This is a genomic window from Pseudonocardia sp. WMMC193, from assembly GCF_021728735.1.
GTDB lineage: Bacteria > Actinomycetota > Actinomycetes > Mycobacteriales > Pseudonocardiaceae > Pseudonocardia > Pseudonocardia oroxyli.
The window spans coordinates 5,148,723-5,169,114 of the sequence record NZ_JAKKDO010000003.1 but is presented as its reverse complement, the minus strand read 5'-3'; the positions used below and the strand labels follow the sequence as shown (position 1 = coordinate 5,169,114).

Annotated in this window: 18 protein-coding genes; 7 read left to right on the top strand and 11 right to left on the bottom strand. The window is 73.6% G+C overall.

The features are described 5' to 3' along the window. Positions 1 to 16: 16 nt before the first annotated feature. The 6 genes from L3X23_RS26570 to L3X23_RS26545 are packed head-to-tail and all read right to left on the bottom strand — an operon-like array spanning position 17 to position 6,530. Positions 17 to 1,174: an acyl-CoA dehydrogenase family protein gene (locus L3X23_RS26570; protein ID WP_237195486.1), complete on the bottom strand. Its 1,158-nt coding sequence runs from the start codon at positions 1,172 to 1,174 to the stop codon at positions 17 to 19. Continuing rightward, complete coding sequence (locus tag L3X23_RS26565) at positions 1,171 to 1,965, bottom strand: NAD(P)H-dependent oxidoreductase (RefSeq protein WP_237195484.1); 795 nt, start codon at positions 1,963 to 1,965, stop codon at positions 1,171 to 1,173. Before L3X23_RS26565 ends, L3X23_RS26570 begins: the two co-directional genes overlap by 4 nt. Beyond that, positions 1,962 to 3,182 (bottom strand): acetyl-CoA C-acetyltransferase, encoded by a 1,221-nt coding sequence (locus tag L3X23_RS26560; RefSeq protein ID WP_237195481.1) that lies wholly within the window; start codon positions 3,180 to 3,182, stop codon positions 1,962 to 1,964. Before L3X23_RS26560 ends, L3X23_RS26565 begins: the two co-directional genes overlap by 4 nt. Continuing rightward, positions 3,179 to 4,822: an AMP-binding protein gene (locus L3X23_RS26555; protein ID WP_237195479.1), complete on the bottom strand. Its 1,644-nt coding sequence runs from the start codon at positions 4,820 to 4,822 to the stop codon at positions 3,179 to 3,181. Before L3X23_RS26555 ends, L3X23_RS26560 begins: the two co-directional genes overlap by 4 nt. Continuing rightward, complete coding sequence (locus L3X23_RS26550) at positions 4,819 to 5,640, bottom strand: alpha/beta fold hydrolase (RefSeq protein ID WP_093085186.1); 822 nt, start codon at positions 5,638 to 5,640, stop codon at positions 4,819 to 4,821. Before L3X23_RS26550 ends, L3X23_RS26555 begins: the two co-directional genes overlap by 4 nt. After that, on the bottom strand, positions 5,637 to 6,530 hold the full coding sequence (locus L3X23_RS26545) for a MaoC/PaaZ C-terminal domain-containing protein (RefSeq protein WP_237195478.1): 894 nt from the start codon (positions 6,528 to 6,530) through the stop codon (positions 5,637 to 5,639). Before L3X23_RS26545 ends, L3X23_RS26550 begins: the two co-directional genes overlap by 4 nt. Before the next feature lie 135 nt (positions 6,531 to 6,665). On the opposite strand from L3X23_RS26545, the gene L3X23_RS26540 reads away from it, so the two are divergent. Further along, positions 6,666 to 7,283, top strand: coding sequence for a TetR/AcrR family transcriptional regulator (locus L3X23_RS26540; protein ID WP_237195477.1), 618 nt, complete (start codon positions 6,666 to 6,668; stop codon positions 7,281 to 7,283). Positions 7,284 to 7,445: 162 nt separating this feature from the next. Continuing rightward, positions 7,446 to 8,798, top strand: coding sequence for an MFS transporter (locus tag L3X23_RS26535; RefSeq protein ID WP_237195476.1), 1,353 nt, complete (start codon positions 7,446 to 7,448; stop codon positions 8,796 to 8,798). Between the two features lie 3 nt (positions 8,799 to 8,801). Here the strand turns inward: L3X23_RS26535 and L3X23_RS26530 are convergent, their stop codons facing one another. After that, positions 8,802 to 9,656, bottom strand: a complete 855-nt coding sequence (locus tag L3X23_RS26530; RefSeq protein ID WP_237195475.1) for a LysR family transcriptional regulator — start codon at positions 9,654 to 9,656, stop codon at positions 8,802 to 8,804. Between the two features lie 152 nt (positions 9,657 to 9,808). Between L3X23_RS26530 and L3X23_RS26525 the strand changes: the two genes are divergently transcribed. Genes L3X23_RS26525 through L3X23_RS26515 form a run of 3 tightly spaced genes read left to right on the top strand, consistent with a single transcriptional unit; the run spans position 9,809 to position 12,958 of the window. Next, a complete protein-coding gene (locus L3X23_RS26525) occupies positions 9,809 to 10,543 on the top strand; it encodes an alpha/beta fold hydrolase (RefSeq protein WP_237195474.1) in 735 nt (244 codons plus the stop codon). Between the two features lie 25 nt (positions 10,544 to 10,568). After that, complete coding sequence (locus L3X23_RS26520; protein ID WP_237195473.1) at positions 10,569 to 11,597, top strand: hypothetical protein; 1,029 nt, start codon at positions 10,569 to 10,571, stop codon at positions 11,595 to 11,597. Next, the gene (locus L3X23_RS26515; protein ID WP_237195472.1) at positions 11,594 to 12,958 is read left to right on the top strand and encodes a mycothione reductase; all 1,365 of its coding nucleotides are present in this window, start codon (positions 11,594 to 11,596) and stop codon (positions 12,956 to 12,958) included. Before L3X23_RS26520 ends, L3X23_RS26515 begins: the two co-directional genes overlap by 4 nt. 80 nt (positions 12,959 to 13,038) lie before the next feature. On the opposite strand, the gene L3X23_RS26510 is transcribed toward L3X23_RS26515, so the two are convergent. Then, positions 13,039 to 14,715: a CdaR family transcriptional regulator gene (locus tag L3X23_RS26510; protein WP_237195470.1), complete on the bottom strand. Its 1,677-nt coding sequence runs from the start codon at positions 14,713 to 14,715 to the stop codon at positions 13,039 to 13,041. 533 nt (positions 14,716 to 15,248) lie between these two features. Further along, positions 15,249 to 16,082: a class II glutamine amidotransferase gene (locus tag L3X23_RS26505; protein ID WP_237195468.1), complete on the bottom strand. Its 834-nt coding sequence runs from the start codon at positions 16,080 to 16,082 to the stop codon at positions 15,249 to 15,251. Between the two features lie 134 nt (positions 16,083 to 16,216). On the opposite strand from L3X23_RS26505, the gene L3X23_RS26500 reads away from it, so the two are divergent. After that, positions 16,217 to 17,047: an LLM class F420-dependent oxidoreductase gene (locus L3X23_RS26500; RefSeq protein WP_237195467.1), complete on the top strand. Its 831-nt coding sequence runs from the start codon at positions 16,217 to 16,219 to the stop codon at positions 17,045 to 17,047. Here L3X23_RS26500 and L3X23_RS26495 read toward each other — a convergent pair whose 3' ends face one another. Beyond that, complete coding sequence (locus L3X23_RS26495; RefSeq protein ID WP_237195466.1) at positions 17,048 to 18,001, bottom strand: ketopantoate reductase family protein; 954 nt, start codon at positions 17,999 to 18,001, stop codon at positions 17,048 to 17,050. An 86-nt stretch (positions 18,002 to 18,087) separates the two neighbouring features. On the opposite strand from L3X23_RS26495, the gene L3X23_RS26490 reads away from it, so the two are divergent. Next, a complete protein-coding gene (locus L3X23_RS26490; RefSeq protein ID WP_237195465.1) occupies positions 18,088 to 18,657 on the top strand; it encodes a TetR/AcrR family transcriptional regulator in 570 nt (189 codons plus the stop codon). 27 nt (positions 18,658 to 18,684) lie between these two features. Here the strand turns inward: L3X23_RS26490 and L3X23_RS26485 are convergent, their stop codons facing one another. Then, positions 18,685 to 20,385, bottom strand: a complete 1,701-nt coding sequence (locus tag L3X23_RS26485; RefSeq protein WP_237195464.1) for an AMP-binding protein — start codon at positions 20,383 to 20,385, stop codon at positions 18,685 to 18,687. Positions 20,386 to 20,392: the final 7 nt, after the last annotated feature.

Sequence of the window (20,392 nt, the reverse complement as noted above, 5' to 3'; positions counted from 1 at the left end):
CACGGGCCGGCCGGCCTCAGGCGCGGTCGGCCCGGCCCAGCAGGGCGTCGGAGATGATGCGCAGCTGGATCTCGGAGGTCCCTTCGAAGATCTTGGTGAGCCGGGCGTCCCGCCAGTAGCGTTCGGCCGGGAAGTCGGTGGTGTAGCCGGCGCCGCCGTGGATCTGCAGGCCCTCGCTGGTCACCCGCTCGGCCATCTCGGAGGCCACGAGCTTGACCATCGAGGCCTGCGTCGGGCTGGGCTGCCCGGCGTCGACCGCGGTGCACACCTGGTACATCAGGGCCCGCGCGGCCTCGACCTGCGCCGCCATGTCCGCGATCTTGAACCGCAGCCCCTGGTTGACGCCGATCGGACGGCCGAACTGGACCCGCTCGCCGACGTAGGCGATCGAGTCCTCCAGCGCCCCGCGGGCCAGCCCGATCGCGCGGGCCGCGGTGTGGATGCGGGCGGTGTCCAGGTCGCCCATGGCGATCCGGAAGCCCTTGCCCGGCTCGCCGACGATCTCGCTCGCGTAGGCGCCGTCGAAGGCGAGCTCCCAGGTCTTCCAGCCGTGGTAGCCGATCTTGCGGACCGGGGTGCCGGTGACGCCCTCGGGCAGGGTGCCCCGCTGCTTCGGCATCAGGAAACAGGTCACCCCGCGGGAGCGGTGGGCCGGGTCCGCGGGCTCGGTCCGCGCGAAGACCTGCAGGTAGTCCGAGCCGTCGGCGAAGGTGCACCACATCTTCTGGCCGGTGATCCGCCAGCCCTCGCCGTCCGGGACGGCGCGACAGCTCAGGTTCGCGACGTCCGACCCCGCCTCGGCCTCGGACAGCGCGAACGCGCTGAGGAACTCGCCGCGCGCCATCGCGGGCAGGTAGCGGGCGCGCTGGTCGGCGTCGAAGCCGGCGGTGAACTGCTGCCCGCGGGCGATCAGGCTGGCCACACTCATCCAGGCGCGGGCCAGCTCCTCGACGATGATCGCGTACTCGGACAGGCCCAGGCCGAGCCCGCCGTACTCCTCCGGGATGAGGATGCCGAAGAAGCCCAGCTCGGCCATCTTCTCCCGCAGGGCCATCGGGATCTCGCCATGCCGGGGGTCGAGCTCGTTGGCGACGGGCAGGACCTCCTTCATCGCGAAGTCGCGGGCCATCGCCTGGATCGCCAGGCGGTCCTCGGTGAGGAACGGTTCGGTCATCTCTCCGTCTCCGTGGGTCGATCGCGCAGGTGGATGCCGAGCCCGGCCCGGCCGGGGGCGAGGTGGTCGCGCAGGACGAGGTCGTCGTCGTAGTCCCCGCCGTTCTGCCTGCGGAACGGGAGCGGGGCCGTGTGCGGGATGGCGAGCACCCGCTCGCAGACCTCCTTCGCGGCCGTGGCGAACTCCTCGTCGGACACCCGGTTCGCGCCCGTGACGACGACGGGCGGCAGGACCTCGTAGCCCACGTAGAACAGGGTGCCGTGCTGGAGGGGGAAGAGCAGCTCGTCGAGGTGTCCGTGGACGCCGCGGGGTCCGAGGTCCGGTCCGCGCCCGCCGACGGTGGTCAGGACGAGGGCCCGCTTGCCGGCGAGCGGGCCCTCGCCGTAGCGCAGCGTGCGGCCGGGATGGTCGGGATCGGTGACGCCGTAGGCGAAGCCCTTGAGGAACACGCGGTCGAACCAGCCCTTGAGGATCGCGGGCATGCCGTACCACCACAGCGGGAACTGGACGACGAGCGTGTCGGCGGCCGCGACCTTGTCCTGCTCGACGCGCACGTCCGCGCTCAGCGCCCCGGCGGCGTAGGCCTGCGCCGACACCGGCCCGACCCGGAACCGCTCGTCCGGGTCGTGGCCGTAGTCCGCCGCCGTGACCACCGGGTTCCAGGCCATGGCGTGCAGGTCGGAGACGACGACCTCGTGCCCGGCCTGCTCGAGCGCGGCGACGCCCGCGTCCTTCAGCGCACCGTTCAGCGAGCGGGGCTCGGGATGGGCGAGGACCCAGAGGACCCTCACGCGACGAGCTCGACGATCGCGGCGAGGCCCTGGCCGCCGCCCATGCACATCGTCTCCAGGCCGTAGCGGCTCCCGCGGCGGCGCATCTCGTACGCCAGGGTGGTGAGGATCCGGCAGCCGGTGGCGCCCGCGGGGTGACCGAGGGAGATCCCCGAGCCGTTCACGTTGAGCCGCGGCTCGTCCGAGGGCAGGCCCCATTCCCGCAGGCAGGCGATGACCTGGGCCGCGAACGCCTCGTTGACCTCGATCAGGTCGATGTCCGCCCATCCCAGCTCGGCGCGCTGGAGCGCCTTGGCGACCGCGGGGACCGGGCCGATCCCCATCGTCCGCGGCGGCACCCCGGCCAGCGCGGAGGTCACGATGCGGAGGAACGGGGTGAGGCCCAGCTCGGCCGCCCGCGCGGCGGTGGTCACCACACAGACCGACGCGCCGTCGCTCTGCCCGCAGGCGTTGCCCGCGGTCACCGTGGCGTCCGGGTCCTCGTGGCGGCGGACCGGCCGCAGCCGCGCCAGGTCGTCCAGGGTGAGACCGGCGCGCGGGTGCTCGTCGAGGGTCACCACGGTCTCCGGCGTGCGGCGGGTCCCGGGCACCGTGACCGGCACGATCTCCTCGGCGAACCGGCCCTCCTTCGTCGCCGCGACGGCCTTCTCCTGCGACCGGAGCGCGAACTCGTCCTGCTCGGTGCGGCTGATCGCGTACTCGGCGCGCAGGTTCTCGGCGGTCTCGAGCATGCCGCCGGGGACCGGGAAGTTCACCCCGCCCGCGGTGGTGCGGCCCCGGGTGATCCGGTTGACCATCCGCAGCTCGTCGCCGCGGACGCCCTTCTGCAGGCCCAGCGCGTAGTACTCGGCCTGGCTCATCGCCTCGACGCCGCCTGCGACGACCAGGTCCGCCCAGCCCTGCCCGACGGTGAGCGCCGCCTGCAGGACGGCCTGCAGCCCGGAGCCGCAGCGGCGGTCGAGCTGCATGCCGGCCACGCCGACGCCGAGCCCCGCGTTCAGCGCGGCGACCCGGCCGATGGCGGGCGCCTCGCTCGTCGGGTAGCAGTAGCCGAGCACGACGTCGTCGACGTCGCCCTCCCCCAGCCCGGTCCGGGCGATCAGCCCCTGCAGGGCCTGGGTGGCCAGGTCCGCGGCGGTCAGGGTGGCGAACACCCCGCCGTCGACGCCGACCGGCGTGCGCACCGGGTCGCAGACGACCACGTCGGACGGGCTCACTTCGGGACCTCCGTGCTGTACAGGCGCGCCGCGAGCTCGCGCAGCGCGGCGGCCTTGATCTTGGAACCGTTGGTGCCGACGGTGGTCGGCATCTGCTCGACGAGGTGCACGGAATCGGGCACCTTGAACTTCGCGAGGGCCTCGGCACACCAGGCCCGCAGCGCGGCCGGGTCCGGGGTGGTGCCGGGCACGGCCTCGACGAACGCGACGGCCTTGGTGTCCCCGTCCACCGTGACGCCGACGACCTTGCTCCGGGCCACGTCCGGGTGCTCGGCCAGGCGGATCTCGATCTCGGCGGGCTCCACGAGGAAGCCGCGCAGCCGGAACGAGTCGCCCATCCGGCCCGCGTAGTCGAACGCGCCGTCCGGGTGGACCGTGCCCAGGTCGCCGGAGCGGAACCAGCCGTCCTCGGTGAACGAGCGCGCGCGGATCGCACCGTCGGTGTCACCGAGGTAGCCGTCGACCACGGCGTAGCCGCGGAACTGCAGCTCACCGGGCTCGCCCTCGGGCGGCGGCCCGCCCGTGACGGGGTCGACGGCGCGCACCTCGATGTCCGGGGACACGGGTCGACCACCCGCCCGCCAGCGCGCGGGCGCCGGGTCGTGCTCCTGCCAGAACGACAGCAGCGAGAACAGCTCGCTGGAGCCGAAGATCCCCATGGTCGGGGTGTCGGTCTCCTTCTCGGCCCACTCCGCGACCTGGAGGGACTTGCCGTAGAAGTCCCCGATGAGCAGGCGGCGCCACGCGGACAGGTCGCCGCCGTGGGCGCGGTGGCTCTCCATCAGCCGCCCGGCCACGTCGTCCGCGCTGGCCAGGTGCGTCACCCCGAACTCGCCCATGTGGGCCACGACCAGGTCGTCGTCGAACGTCGGCTCCAGCAGCGCCGCGCCGCCGGCGGCGATCGCCGCGAGCGCCGGGACGTAGCCGAAGACCCCGGACAGCGGCAGCACGACCAGGCTGACCGACTCCGCGTCCCAGCCGCCCGCGGCGGCGACGTTCCGGGCGTGGGTGGCCACGCCGCTGCCGAGGTGGGCGGCGAGCTTCGGCATCCCGGTCGAGCCGGAGGTCGTGAACGCCACAGCGAGGGCGTCCCGGGTGCCGCGCAGCGCCTGCGGGTCGGCCGCGCCCGACGGCGGGCTCGGCACCCAGGCCCCGGCGCCGACGTCGTAGGTCGCGGCGGCGGCCTCGTCCGCGGGTGGACGGCCGGGTCCGGTCACGACGGCGATGCCGGGCGCGGGCACGTCCGCCTCGGCGACCGCCTCGCGCAGCCGCGCGCGCAGGTCCAGGCCGAGGAAGTCGTGGGCGATCAGCACCACCCGCGGCCGGGCCCGGTCCAGGACGTGCGCGACGTCCGCCACGCCGTAGCGGGTGTTGATGCCGATGACGTGGGCGCCGAGCGCGGCCGCGGCGAACTGCGCCGCCAGCGACTCGGACCAGTTCGGCAGCCACACGCCCACGCAGTCGCCCTCGCCCACGCCGTGGGCCCGCAGGTCCTCGCGCAACGTGAGGACGCGCGCGACCAGCTCCGCCCGGGTGACGCGGCGCGGCGCGGGCCCGCCGTCGATGACCACGGTGCTCTCCGGGGCGGCCGCGGCGGTGTCGGCCAGCAGGTCGGCCAGGGTGGTCGTGCGGCCGGTCATGCGGCACCCCGGCTCTCGCGGGCGCCCAGCTCACCGAGCCAGCCGTGCAGGACGTCCGCGAAGCCCTCGACCTCCTCCATCGGGTAGTGCCCGATGCCCTCCAGCAGGGTGTAGCGGGAGTCCGGGATGAGATCGGCGGCGCGGCGGACGTCCGCGGGGTCGAGCCACAGGTCGTCGTCCCCGACGACGAGGTGGGTCGGGCAGGCCACGCCGTCGAGCGTCGCCAGCACGTCGTGGGTGGCCCAGCCGATGAGGTCGCTGGTGGAGATCTCGGGGTCCTCGCGGCGGTGCATGCGCGCGATCAGCTCCGCCCGCTCGGCCGCCACCCGCCGCCCGACGACGGCGAGCGTGCCGAAGTAGGTCCGGTCCGAGCGGCTGGGCGCGGCCGAGTCGACCAGCTCCCGCTCCAGCCCGCGCACGCTCAGCATGGCGGAGTCGGTGCCGCCGTGCGCCGCCATCGCGACGGCGCCTGCCAGGCGCGCACCGCGGCGCACCGCCAGCTGCAGGGTGATCGCCCCGCCGATGGAGCAGCCGACCACGAAGGGCCGGTCCATCCCGAGCCGGTCCATCAGCTCCTCGCACCACTGCGCGTAGACGCCCAGGTCCCGCACCGGGCCGCCGGCGGCGGGCTCCGAGCGACCGTGCCCGGGCAGGTCCGGGACCACCACGCGGTAGCCCAGCTCGGCGAGCCGCGGCTGGACCTCCCGCCACTGCACACCGTTCTGGCCCGCGGTGTGCAGGCACAGCACCGGCTGGCCCTCGCCCTCCTCGAGCACGAAAGCGCGGGTCCCGCCCACCTCGACGTAGTCGGCCCTCATCGTGTCCCCTCCGTCCGGGCGAACGCCCGGGCCTCGTCGACCAGCGCGACGATCGCCGCGGTCAGCCGCAGGTACTCGTAGGCACTGCCCTCGACCTCGAACTCGTCCCGCAGGGTCCGCCGGGTGAAGTCGTTCCGCGGGCCGGTCAGCAGTCCGGCCCACACCACGTCCGGCGCGGAGAGCACGAACGTCGGCCCGTCCGGGGTCCGGGTCCCCGCCTCCAGCACCCGTCCACGGTAGACGCGCAGCAGCACCGGGTCACCGCCGAAGCGCAGGCCGATCGTGCCGTCCCAGGTGCTCGTCGCCCGGGTGAACGCGGCCGAGTCGCCGAGCCGGGTCGCCAGCGCCCGCACCCACTCCACCGACGGGAAGGCCCGGCCGAGCCGGGCGGCCCGGTCGTCCACGGCGTCCCGCGCCGTCACCAGCGCGGCGGTGCGGCCCACCTGCACGGTCTCGCCGTGCTGGTTGCGGACCACCACGTGCCTGCCGACGACGCCGTTGCGCAGCGCCGACGTGCGACGGGTGCGGGTCACCGTCATCTCGTAGGTGACGGAGTCGCCCACGTGGACCGGGGCCACGAAGTCCCAGTGCGTGTCGAACGCGGCCTCGACGTGCGCCGACAGGCCGCGGTCGTGGTGCCAGCCGAAGAAGCCGGCCAGGCCCAGCGGGCCGTGCACCACCGGGCGGCCGTCCCCGGACGGGCCGCCATCGGTGTGCAACGCGGCCTGGTCCCCGCTGACCTCGGCGAACGCGGCCACCACGGCGGCGGAGAAGGTCCGCGCGGGACCGGTGTACACCCACCCCACCTCGAAGTCCTCGAAATAGGGCGCCTCCGGCCGTGGTGCGGAGCTCGACGCCTCCCGGGGGGCCTCGGTGGTGCTGCTGACCATTGACCGTCCTCTCCGACGGGCTCGCCGGTGGCACCGGCCACACGAACGAACGTTCTTACACGCCTCACGGAATCATCCGCCCACCCGTCTGTCAAGGTCGGCTCATTCGAGAGACGGTGCGCTACCCTGCCCGACATGAACAACCGTTCTGGCGCTCTCGTCACCGACACGGGGCGGCGGAACGAAGCCGCGATCCTCAACGCCGCGATCCAGGCGTTCGGCTCGCAGGGCTTCAACGGCGCCTCGATGCGAGACGTCGCACGGGGCGCCGACACCAGCCTGTCGAACCTCTACAACTACTTCCCGTCGAAGTCGAAGCTCCTGGCCGAGGCCCTGCGCCACGCCAACGCCGAGCTGCGCGGTCGCGTCCTGGCCGCCGTCGAGCTCGCCGGGGACGACGCCCCGTCCCGGCTGCGCGAGGCGGTCCGCGCGCACGTCGGGTTCGTCGTCGACCACCGGACGGCGACCCTGCTGGCGACCAACGAACTCCGCTACCTGGACCCGCAGGACCGGGCCGCCCTGGTGGCGGACCGGGACGCCACCCAGGAGGCGTTCGAGCGCATCGTCGCCCAGGGCGTGGCCGACGGCGCGTTCCGCACGCCGTACGCCACCGACGCGGCCCGCGCGATCCTCGGCGCCGTCGCGGCGATCGCGCACTGGCACCGCCCGGACGGGCCGCTGAGCCGCGGACAGCTCGCCGAGCAATACGCGCGCTACGCCCTCGCCCTGCTCGAGACGCCGCTCGCGCGATGAGTGCGCGCCCCGACGGGTCGCCGCCGGGAAGTGTGCGGAACCCCCTTGCCCTCCGTGAGCCAGGGAGCTAACTTTTGCGAACGATCGTTCGTACCCAGTGTCGGGCACCTCCCCGTCCGACACCAGCGCGGCCGCACCGCTGCGGCCTGGAGGTGGACTCCGATGGACCAGCACGCACCCCCCGAGAACATGGGCAGGCTCGCCGCCGCGGCGGTCTTCGCCACCGCGCTCGAGTGGTTCGACTTCCTCATCTACGCCACGGCCGCGGCCCTGGTGTTCGGACACCAGTTCTTCCCGTCGGTCAGCCCGGTGGCAGGCACCCTGGCCTCGTTCGCCACGTTCGCCGTCGGCTTCGTCGCGCGGCCGCTCGGCGGCATCATCGCCGGACACGTCGGCGACCGCTTCGGGCGCAAGCCGCCGCTGGTCGCCGCCATGCTGCTGATGGGCGTCGCCACCTTCGCCATCGGCATCCTGCCCGGGTACGGGACCATCGGCGTCTGGGCCCCGATCCTGCTGGTCGTCGCCCGCCTGGTCCAGGGTCTGGGCGTCGGCGCCCAGTGGGGCGGGGCCGCACTCCTGCTCACCGAGCACGCTCCGATCGAGCGGCGCGGGTTCTACGGCTCGCTCGTGCAGACCGGGGCCATCGCGGGGGCGGTCGCGGGCAACCTCTTCTTCCTGCTGCTGACCACCACGCTGTCCGAGGAGCAGTTCGCCTCCTGGGGATGGCGCGTCCCCTTCCTCTCCGGACTGGTCCTGGTCCTGATCGGCACCTACGTGCAGCTGAAGATCGAGGACACCCCGGTCTTCCGCGAGCTGCAGCAGCGCTCGGCGGAGTCCAAGCGCGAGGCCGGGCTGCGCAAGGCCCCGCTGGTCCAGGCCGTCCGGCACTACTGGCGCCAGATCCTGCAGGCCGCGGGCGCGTTCTTCGTCGTCAACGCGACCTTCTACATCCTGATCAGCGGCATGCTCAACTACGCCACCACCCAGGTCGGGATGTCCCGCTCCGCGATCCTGTGGTGCGTCATGGGCGCCGGCCTGACCCAGGTCGTCTCGATGCCCTTCTTCGGCGCGCTGACCGACCGCATGGGGAGCCGCAAGAAGCTCTACCTCACCGGGACCGTGCTGATGGCGGTGTGGGCCTTCCCGATGTTCTGGCTGGTCGACACCGGTTCGGTGGTGCTGGTGTTCCTCGCCCTGCTGATCGGGTTCACGATCCACGCGACGATGTACGGCCCGCAGGCCACCCTGTACGCCGAGATGTTCCCGGCGGACGTCCGCTACTCCGGCGCCTCACTGGGCTACCAGTTCGCCTCGGTCTTCGCGGGCGGCCTGGCCCCGTTCATCATGACCGCGCTGCTCGCGGGCACCGGCGCGTCCTGGTCGGTCGCGCTGTACATCGTCGCCACGGCCGTCGTCACCTTCGTCGCGGTGGTGACGATCAAGGAGCGCTTCCGCCGCGACCTCTACGAGACCTCCGACGCCGACGTCGCGCGGCCCGTGGCCGCCGCGGAGTAGTCGTCAGGACCCCGCACCGAGGTGCTGGCGGGCCAGGCGGGCGAAGGAGTCGATCGCGGGCATGGTGCGGTGGGACGAGTACCCGAGCGCGACGGTGACGGGCGGGACGTCGGTGAGCACGACGACCGCGATGTCGGTCCGGTGGTGGTAGCGGGCGATCCCCTCGGGAAGGACGCAGAAGCCTGCGCCCGCGGCGACCGCCTCGACACGCTCCTCCACGTGGAGGAGCGGCCTGCGGCGGAGGACCCGCTCCCCTCGCCAGCCCGGCAGTGAGGTGGGCTCGTCGAGGAGGGCGAGCGGCCGCAGCTCCTCGAGGCGGAGCGCCGGGGCGACCACCTGGTGCAGCCCGGCAGGCACCAGCGCCACCCTCGGCTCCGGGAAGAGCGGGATCGCCTCGAGCCCCGCGGAACGCAGGGGGAGCCGGACGAAGCTGACGTCCACGCGGCCGTCGAGCAGGTAGGGCTCCTGGTCGTCCATCGGCACGTACACGACGTCGATCGACAGCTCGGGCTCCTCGGCGACGAACTTCGCGACGATCTCGGTGGAGGGAACCCCGGGCATGAAACCGATCGTGAACATGGTCGGGGACTTCGCCGCGGCCCGCACCCGCCGCTCCAGCGCCGCCCCGGCGGACAGGAGCGCCTGGGCGTCCTCCAGGAGCTGGCGTCCGGGACCGGTGAGGGCGGCGATGCCGCGCCGGTCGCGGACGAGCAAAGGGGTGCCGAGCTCCCGCTCGAGCGCCTGGATCTGACGGCTGAGCGCGGGCTGGGTGATGTGGAGCTCGGCCGCGGCGCGGGCGAAGCTCAGCTGTTCGGCGACCGCGACGAAGTACCTGATCCTCTTGAGGTCGAGGTCCACCAGCGGACCCTACGCCTCGACGCGCGGGACGGTGATGCCGTTTCGGCATCAGACTGTCGGAGATCGGCATTGGCGGCCGGGCCGTCGCACCGGCGAGGGTGAGGGCACCGGGATACGAGCTGCTCGTGCCCCCCGACGACAGGAGCCATCACATGGGTGCGTCCGACGAGTCCGCGGCCGGCCTGCCCGGCCCGACGGTGGTGCTGGTCCACGGTGCCTTCGCCGACTCGACGAGCTGGGCCGCGGTCGGCAGCGCGCTGACCGCGCGGGGCCTGTCCGTGCTCGCGGTGGCGAACCCGCTGCGCGACCTCGAGGCGGACGGGACGTACGTGGCGAGTGTGCTGGCCACGATCGAGGGCCCGGTCGTGCTGGTCGGGCACTCCTACGCGGGGTCGGTCATCACCCGGGCGGCGGCGGAGAGCGACGGCGTCGCAGCGCTGGTGTACGTGGCCGCGTTCATCCCGACGGTGGGTGAGAGCTCGGGTGAGCTGAACGGGAAGTTCCCCGGATCCCAGCTCACACCGGACAACCTCGTCGCCCGGCCGACCGCGGACGGGCACACCGACCTCTACCTCCGGGCGGACCGGTTCGGCGAGGTCTACGCGGGCGGGCTCGACGCCGAGGCGGTCGCCGTAGCGGCCCTGGCGCAGCGCCCGATCACGAACGAGGCACTCGGGGGGATCCTGACGAAGGCCCCGCGGCGCGCCCTCCCGGCGTGGCAGGTCGTCGCGACGGCCGACAACGCGGTGCCGACCGAGTTGCAGCGCTTCCTCGCGGAGCGGGCGGGTGCGCACGTCGTCGAGGCCGACTCCGGTCACGACGTGCCCGCCGCGCGCCCGGGGGCCGTCGTCGAGGCCGTGCTCGCCGCGGTGTCGGCGATCGCCTGAGCCGGACGCGATCGCGGGAGTGGGGATGGTCGGGCACCGTGTCCTCGTCTACTACGCCTGGAACCGCCCGGCCGAGGCCGGAGCCCCGCACGCGGTGATCGAAGACCGGTTCCCGGCCCTGTTCGAGAGCAGGCGGATGCTGTTTCCGCAGTGGCAGGAGCTCGCCGACCCCGAGCGGGTCGACCAGGGCATCGGTGGCTTCCTCGACCACGTGCTCACGCCGAACTTCGCGGCGTTCGTCGCGGAGGCGGCGCAGTCGACCGGCGTCCCGGTGCCCGAGGTCGAGCGCGTCGACGGCGGCGGCGTCTCGACCGCGCTCGACCAGGACCTGCTGGGGGCGGCCGACACGGTCGTCGTCGTCAGCTTCGACTCGCTGCGCACCCGGCAGTCGGCCACGCGCGCCGAGCTGCTCGCGGTCCGGTCGTTCCTGGCGACTCCCGGGAACCTGCTCGTGGTGTCGCCGCACCACGACATCGGCGACGGTGGGGACAGCGCGCCCGTCGACGGGGCGGGCGACCCGCTGCGCCGGGACCGGGAGGCCGAGTTCCGCCACCACGGCGACGCGACGATCCCGCCGCGGCAGGGGTTCGGCGGGTTCGCGCGCTCCCTGCTCGCCGGGCTCGGGGTGCCGGTGCGGAACCGCTTCGGGCTCCGCCCGGCCGCGGCGCCCGACGGCACGCCCGCGCCGATCCTGCCGGTGCCGGAGGTCGACCGGGCCGGTCTGCTGCGCGGTGTGTCGACGTTCAACCTGCACCGGCACCTGCCGCACCTGGAGCGGTCCGGGGAGGCGGTCGCCAGACTCGACGTGCTGGCCCGCCAGCGCATCGACGCCTCGGCGGCCCCGCACGAGTTCTGCCGTGGCGGACGCACGACCTTCGACGCGATGCTGCAGTCACGACCCGGGGTCTTCGCGGGCGACCTGCTCGTCACCGACGCGACCCTGTGGAGCTCGACGGCGGGGGGCGTCGACAGTCTGCGGCGGCTGTGGCGCAACGTCCTCGACCGTCAGCTCCGGCACCCACTCGGTGCCGACAGTGGAGAGGGAGCACCGTGAAGCACTACGACCTCGTCGTGATCGGCGCGGGAAGCGGCAACGTCCTGGTGGGCCCGGAGTTCGCCGAGTGGCGGACGGCGGTCGTCGAGCAGGACCGGTTCGGTGGCACCTGCCTCAATCGCGGCTGCATCCCGTCGAAGATGTTCGTCGTCGCGGCGGACGCGGCGACGGGCGTCGGGGCGGCGGCGCGGCTGGGCGTCCACGCCCGGCTCGACCACGTCGACTGGCCCGCGATCCGGGACCGGGTGTTCGGCCGGATCGACCCCCTCCACGAGAGCGCCGTGCGCTATCGACGCGACACGGGGACCGACGTCTACACCGAACCGGCGAGGTTCGTCGCGCCACGGGTCCTCGAGGTCGGCGGTGAGACGATCACCGCCGACACGATGGTGGTGGCCACGGGCAGCCGTCCGGTCGTCCCGCCGATCCCGGGGCTCTCCGACGTCGCCTTCCACACCTCCGACACGATCATGCGCATCGACGGGGTGCCCGAGTCCCTCGTCGTCATCGGCGGCGGATTCATCGCGGCGGAACTCGGCCACGTGTTCGGCGCGTTCGGGTCCCGTGTGACGATCGTCCAGCAGGGTCCGCGCCTGCTGATGGCGGAGGACGAGCAGGTCTCCCAGCGGTTCACCGAGATCGTCGCGCAGCGGCACCGGCTCCTGCTCGGCCACCGGGCGCAGGCGGTCGAGGCCCGGCCGGGCGGCGTCGCCGTGCAGGTGGCCGCCGACGGCGGGACCGGGCCGACCGAGACCGTCGAGGCCGCCGCGCTGCTCGTGGCCACGGGACGCCGCTCGAACGCCGACCTGCTCGACGCCACTGCGGGCGGCCTCGACCTCGACGAGCACGGCCACATCGCCGCCGACGCCTCGTTCCGCACCTCGGTCCCCGGGGTGTGGACCCTCGGCGACGCGACCAACCACTTCCAGCTCAAGCACCGCGCCAACGCGGAGGTCCGCGTCGTGCGGCACAACATCCTCCACCCCGACGACCTGATCACCGCCTCCGCGGCGCCCGTTCCGCACGCGGTCTTCGCCGATCCCCAGATCGCGAGTGTCGGGCTCACCGAGCAGGAGGCCCGCGCACGCGGGATCCGCCACGTCGTCAGCGTTCGCGACTACGCCGACACCGCCTACGGATGGGCCCTGGAGGACACGACGAGCTTCGTGAAGCTGCTCGCGGACCCCCGGGAGCGGCTGCTGCTCGGGGCGCACGTCATCGGACCGATGGCCGCGACCCTGATCCAGCCCCTCCTCCAGGCTCTCGCCTGCGGACAGACCGTCGACCGGATCGCCCGGGACGTCGTCTACATCCACCCGGCGCTCACGGAGGTCGTCGAACAGGCGCTGCTCGCGCTCTGAGCCGGACGTGCCGCACCGGCCCACCCGGACTACCTCGGTCTGCGCAGGACCTGACCCACCACGTGCCCGGTTCGGGCAGGTCAGGACGGGGGCCGCAGGATCTGCCAGGCCCGCGCGGCGACGTGCAGGTTCAGCCTGCTCTCGACGTCCCGCAGGTCGTGGCCGCTCAGCTCGCGGATCCGCTGCAGGCGGTAGCGCAGGGTGCTGCGGTGGATCGTCAGGGCGCGCGCGGTCGCGTCGTAGTTGCCGCCGCACTCGTAGTACTGCCAGAGCGTGGTGACGAGTGCGGAGCGGTTCGCGGCGTCGTAGTCGATGAGCGGGCCGAGCCACTCCCGGACGAAGCCGCCCACCTCGTCCCCCGCGCCCGCCGCGAGGAGCCGGTAGATGCCCAGCTCCTCGAACGTGGTGACGCCACCGGTCGTCGCCGACGCCAACCGGACCTCCAGCGCACGCTCGCCCTCGACGAGGGACTGCGGCAGCTCCGAGGGCAGCGCGCGCGGCCTGCCCACCCCGATCGACCCGTTCGGCGACCGCAGCAGGGACGCGGCGGCGCGGTGCAGCTCGCCCCAGGGCATCCGTGCGGCCGGGTCCGGCTGGGGGACGACCAGCACCACGGCACCCCCGCGCCGGGCCGTGAGCGGCTCCGCCCCCAGGACCCGCGTCGCCGCCGTGCCCAGGGCCGCGACGATCTCCTCGTCCTGCGCCACGTCCGCCCACCGGGCGACGAGCACCTGATGGGGCGGGTGCAGGTCGTGCCCGAGCGCCAGGGACCGCGCCCGCGCGCTGACGTCGTCGGTCCCGGTGATGAGGTCCTCGCCGAGATCTCGGCGCAGGCGCAGTTCGGTCTCGGCGAGCCCGCGCTGGTGGGCCAGCTCGGTCGCGAGCACGAGGGCCCCGTGCTCCAGGGCGAACAGCTCGCGGTCGCCCGCACGGCGGCCCGGGTCCACGAGGCTGAGCACGCCGAGCACCTCGTCACGGGGTTGGGCGACGGCCAGCACCCGGTCGCGGCTGCGCACGGCCCGCCCGCTCCGCCGGATCGCGGACAACAGCTCCGCCCGCGCACCCCGGCGCGGGCGGGGGTAGGGGTGCGGGCGGTCCGGTCCGGCCCAGGCCACGAGGTTGCCGAACGGGTCCTCCACCGCGACCGCCATGCCGGTCAGCTGGTGGACCCCGGCGGCGATCCCCGCCGGACCGGTCCCGGAGGCCGCGACCCGCATGAGCGACTGGTGGATCCGGTCGCGCCACTCCAGGTCGGTCACCGCCGCGGTGAGCTGCTCGTTGGTGCCTTCGAGGCGGGTGTTGAGTGCGCTCAGCGCGGTGGACGCGTCCCGCTCCCGGCGGTGCAGACCCGCGCTGACCAGCGCCGCACCCGTCAGCTGGGCCAACGTGGACAGCAGGGACCGCTTGTCGGCGGGCGGTTCGGCACCCGCCGACACCACGAGGTACCCGGCGTGGCTGCCGACCGCCCGCATCGGGAAGGCCCACGACCACGGCCGGTCGTCCACGGCCACGGACCCGCCCGCGCCGGCGAGCGTCCGCAGTCGGGCGCTCAGCTCGTCGTCGCCGTCGGGGGTCTCGCGACGCGCGAGGTGGGCGCCCTCCGCCCGGAACGGGCCCAGCGTGGCCACCGAGCTGAGCGCCAGCCGCAGGATCTCCGCCTCGTCGGCGCTGTCGAACATGATCATCACGAGGGCGAACATGTCGGAGATGCTCGACAGCTGAGCCCGCAGCGCGCCCAGCTCCTGCCGATCGCCCATTGCGGAGCCCCCCGCCCGTCCCTCGGATGGAGGCTACTGCGTTCCCGGCGCGCCGCAGCCGGGAAGACCGCGGCGCCCACCCGGCCCGGCAGGCCCAATCCCGCCCTCGAGATCCGACCCGGCAGGCGGAGGCGACGACCGCCCGTGCCCCCGACGCTGACGGGCACAGAGATCGCGAACCACAGGTCGGACGAACCCGAGGAGAGAACCATGTCGGTCGCAAAGGGACTGTGGGTGACGCTGGAGGCGCAGCCGGGCAAGGAGGCGGCCGTCGAGGAGTTCCTCAACGTCGGTCGCTCGCTGGTCGACGAGGAGCCGGCCACCATGCCCTGGTTCGCCGTCAAGCTCGGACCGACGACGTACGCGATCGTCGACTTCTTCCCCGACGACGCGGGCCGCACCGCCCACCTGCAGGGCAGGGTCGGCCAGGCGCTCGGGGAGCGGGCCGACGAGCTGTTCGCGAAGGCCCCGGACATCGTGCAGCTGGACGTCCTGGCGGCGAAGCTGCCGTGCCCCGCACCCCGCCGCCCGGGTCAGTCGGGCGGCAGGGGGACGAACGGGGCGTGGGTGACCCGGCCCTTCTCGACGGTCAACGCCGATCCCGCAGGCACCTCGTGCCACAGCCCGGGCAACGCGACGAGCGGCTCGGAGACGACGGCTCGCGCCTCCGGGCCGAAGTGGGCGAACCGCTCCTCCACGGGGTACAGCTGCCGCAGCGACTCCATGTCCGCGCTGTAGTAGAGCGAGTTGACCACCGGGCCGGTGGCGTAGCGCGCGGCGTACAGGCGCTTTCCGTCGGTGACCCCCACCGTCATCTGCAGCGGCTCGGCCACACCCGCCGCGGCACCCAGCGCCTCCACGAACCCCGCCATCCGTGCGAGCCCGCCGAGCGGGTCCTCCTCCAACCCGAACGTGAGAGCCAGGTGGAACATCAGCTCCGAGTCCGTGGTGCCGCGGATCTCCGGGAACAGGTCCGGCCGGACCGCCAGCATCATGTCCCGGCGCAGCCGGTCGTACTCCGCGACGTAGCCGTTGTGCACGAACAGCCAGCGCCCGTGGGCGAAGGGATGACAGTTGGTCTCCTGCACCGGCGTCCCGGTCGCCGCGCGGACGTGGGCGAGGAACAGCGGCGACGAGATCTCCGACGCCAGTGTGTGCAGATTGCGGTCCCCCCAGGCCGGCGTGGCGCTGTGGAACACCGCCGGGACCTCACGACGGCCGTACCAGCCCAACCCGAACCCGTCCCCGTTCGGGACCGACATCGCCGGCGCGTGCCGCCTGCTCTGCTCGATCAGCGAGCGCTCCGGGTCGTAGAGCAGCTCACGCGGTTCGATCGGGCTTCCGACGTACCCCAACCAGCGACACATACCCGCTCCTCACCGCAGAGTCCCCACCCGGATCGAGCATGGTCATCGGGCCGGGACGGCGATAGGACCAGGGGCACCAACATTCACCCGGGCCTCGGGTCTCGCCGTCGGGGCGCAGGAGGTAAGACGGAGGGATGAAGTTCGGGATCGCCACATTCATCACCGACGAGGGCATCAGGCCGGACACGCTGGGGCGCGCGCTCGAGGAGCGCGGGTTCAGCTCGCTGTTCATCGCCGAGCACTCGCACATCCCGGCCGGTCGCGAGTCCCCCTACCCCGGCGGTGGGGAGCTCCCGCGGAAGTACTACCGCACCCTGGACCCCTTCGTCGCCCTGACCGCGGCCGCCGCGGTGACCTCGCGCCTGGTCCTCGGCACCGGCATCGCCCTGCTCCCCCAGCGGGACGTCATCCACACGGCCAAGCAGGTCGCCAGCCTCGATCTCGTGTCCCGGGGCCGGACGGCCTTCGGGGTGGGCGTCGGCTGGAACCGCGAGGAGATGCGCAACCACGGCACGGACCCCTCCACGCGAGGCGCGCTGATGGACGAGCAGCTCCGGGCGCTCAAGGAGATCTGGACGACCGAGCGGGCCGAGTTCCACGGCGAGCACGTCGACTTCGACCCGCTCTACTCGTGGCCCAAGCCCGTGCAGCAGCCGCACCCGCCGATCTACCTCGGCGGGGAGAGCCCGGCCGCGCTGCGCCGGCTCGCCGCCCTCGGGGACGCCTGGCTGCCCCGCTCCCACACCTCACCCGAACGCATCGTGGAGGTGCGGGAGTGGCTGAAGGAGCAGGGCCGCCACGACGTGCCCTTCACGGTGTTCGCCGCCGGGACCAAGCCTGACTCGCTGCGCGGTTACGCCGAGGCGGGGGTCGACGAGGTCACCCTCATGCTCGAGACCCTCCCCGAGGACGAGACCCTCCGGGTCCTCGACGACCTCGCCGCGGTGGCCGCCGCACATCACTGATCATCCGGTGCCGGCGTAGAGCGGTTCGGAGGCCTCCAGGCGAGGCACCGGGATCCCCCGCCGACGTGCGTCGGCCAGGACGTCGCGGCAGATCTCGCGCGGCTCCCGGGCATCGGGATCGGAATGGGCCGCGAAGCTGGCGCGCGCGAGCGGGACGTGCGCGATCAGCAGGGACAGCACCCGGGCCACGAGCCGGCTGGGCGCGCGGAACGGGAGGAGGCCTGCGCGGTGTCGACGCAGGTCGACACCGCGCGCCTCGAGCAGCGGCAGGAGCTCGCGGACCGTCAGCAGTGCCTCGCGCAGGTCGGCGGAGGACCCGACCATGTCGGCCAGGGATCCCCGCCGGAGGCCCTGGGAGAGCAGGCCGGCGTCCGACACGAAGTGGACCAGCAGCCACCCGCGGAGGTCGGGCTGCTCGCGGACCCCGAACCCGGCCTCGCGGAACAGGCGGCGGACCGCCTGCTCCCGTTCGGTCGGCGGCGTCCCGAAGGTGCCGAGGACGACCGACGGCAGCAGTGCGCCGTGCAGCACTCCGTCCTCCCCGAAGCCGCCGCCCGCCTGCGGGAAGCCCCACGCCAGCTGCTCGGGCGGGAGGGCGCCGAGCGCCTCCGCCGGCTCCACCCAGACGTTGCCGAACACCAGCACCGTCGCGTTCCCGATCCGCGGGGCCAGGAAGGACACCGCCTCCTCGAGCCGATGGTGCGGAACGCTCAGCACGATCAGGTCGAACCCGTGGTCGGCCGACAGCTCCTCCCGGAGGCGCACCGGCCACTGCTCGACGACGCGCCGCCCCCAGGGCCGCCGTCGCGCGTCGAGCAGGTCGAGGCCCGTCGTGGCGCCGTACTCCGCCGCGCGACCGGGCCGGACGTAGAACTCGACGTCATGGCCCGCGCGTTCCAGGGCCCAGCCGTAGAGGGTGGCGATCACGCCTCGCCCGACCATCAGAACCTTCACGCAGCACCTCGGAACCGGGCATGATCTGGAGACCATCTCCGATTCGAGAATATGGAGACGATCTCCACTTGTCAAAGGAGTGCCCCGTGGCCGCCAAACCGCTCCGCGCCGACGCCCGGCGCAACCGCGACGCCCTGGTCGCCACCGCGCGGGAGGTCTTCGACACCGGACGCTTCTTCGACCTGCGCTTCGACGACTTCGCCGCCCTCGCGGGCGTGGGCACCGGCACCCTCTACCGGCACTTCCCCACCCGAGAGGCACTCGCCGAGGCCGTGTACCGGGAGGAGGTCGCCGCGTTGTGCGACCGCGCCCGTCGGCTCGGGGACACCCTTCCCCCCGCGGACGCGCTGGCGACCTTCCTCCGCGGCATGGTCGACTACCTGGACTCCCACCAGGGCCTGGCCCGCACGCTCGCCACCCTGATGACGAACGCCGCGGGGGCGCAGGCCGAGGGCGGCCGCGCGCTGGAGCAGGCCGTGACCGACCTGGTCGCCGCCGCGGTGCAGGCCGGCGAGGTCCGCGACGACGTGGGCGCGGGGGCGATCATGATGGCCTTGCACGGCATCGGAGCCGCCCACGACCGCCCCCACTGGCGGACCGAGGCGGACGACGTCGTCACCCTGCTGCTCGCCGGGCTGCGACCCCGCGGGCACTAGGGCGTCCGCTGTTCCGGGCGGGGTCGCTCACGGCGCCGCTCGCCGGGTGAGCTCGGGGAACTGGTCGTCCCGCCACTCGGTCCCGGTGGTCTCGCCTGCCTCCTCGCGGGCCCGCAGCTCGACCCGGCGGATCTTGCCCGAGACCGTCTTGGGCAGGTCGAAGAACTCCAGCCTGCGCACCCGCAGGTACGGGGCCAGGTTCTCGCGGGCGTGCCGGAGGATCTCCAACGCCGTCTCCCGGGTCGGCTCCCAGCCCGGCGCCAGCGCGACGTAGGCCTTCGGCACGGCCAGCCGCACCGGGTCCGGGGCCGGGACCACCGCGGCCTCGGTCACCGCCGGGTGCTCGATGAGCACGCTCTCCAGCTCGAACGGGGAGACCTTGTAGTCCGACGCCTTGAACACGTCGTCGGTGCGCCCGACGTAGAACAGGTACCCGTCGCCGTCCCGGGTCGCGACGTCACCGGTGTGGTAGTAGCCGCCCTCGGTCGCCTCGGCCTGCTTCTCCGGATCGCCGAGGTACCCGGTCATCAGGGAGAGCGGGGCCCGGGCGAGGTCGAGGCAGATCTCGCCTTCGAGGTCGCTCGGCCGCCCGGTCACCGGGTCGACGAGCACCACCGGCACGCCCGGCAGCGGCCTGCCCATCGAGCCCGGCTTCACCACCGAGCCCGGGGTGTTCCCGACCGACGCCGTGGTCTCGGTCTGCCCGAACCCGTCGCGCAGGGTGAGCCCCCACGCCCGCCGCACCTGCGCGATCACCTCCGGGTTGAGCGGCTCGCCCGCCGCGATCACCTCGCGCAGCGCGCCCGGACCGCCGGACAGGTCGGCCTTGATCAGCATCCGCCACACGGTGGGCGGGGCGCAGAAGGTCGTGACGCCGTGCTCGCGGATGCTCCGCAGCAGGGTCGCCGCGTCGAAGCGCGCGTAGTTGTGCACGAAGATCGACGCCTCGGCGATCCACGGCGCGAAGAAGCAGCTCCACGCGTGCTTGGCCCACCCCGGCGAGCTGATGTTCAGGTGCGTGTCGCCCGGCCGGATCCCGAGCCAGTACAGCGTGGACAGGTGCCCCACCGGGTAGGACTGCTGGGTGTGCTCCACCAGCTTCGGCCTGCTCGTGGTGCCGGAGGTGAAGTAGAGCAGCAGCCGGTCCTCGGCCGCCGTCCCCGGGTGCGGGAGGGGGGCGTCGGACCGGGCCGCCGCGTCGGCGTAGGGCGACCAGCCCGGCGCCTCCCCGCCGACGACGATCCCGGTCAGGCCGTCGATCCCGGCGAACTTCGGCGCGTCCGCGGCGCCGGCGATCACGTAGCGGGCCCCGCCGCGCGTGACCCGGTCCGGCAGGTCCGCGGCCCCGAGGGCGGTGGTCGTCGGCATGATCACCGCGCCCAGCTTCATCACCGCCAGCATCGACTCCCAGAGCTCGACCTGGTTGCCGAGCATCAGCAGCACGCTGTCCCCGGTCCGCACACCCTGGTCGGCGAGCAGGCGCGCCACCTGGTTCGAACGCCTGCGCAGCGTGTCGAAGCCGTAGGAGGCGACCGTGCCGTCCTCCTCCGCGATGGTCAGGGCGGTCCGGTCGACGCCGTCCGCGACGACGTCGAACCAGTCGTGCGCCCAGTTGAACGGAGCGTCGAACGTCGGCCACGCGAACTCGGCGACGGCCTTGTCGTGGTCGTCTCGCAGGGTCAGCAGGTGATCGCGGGCCGCCCGGTAGCGGTCGTGGCTGCTCGTCATCTCTCTC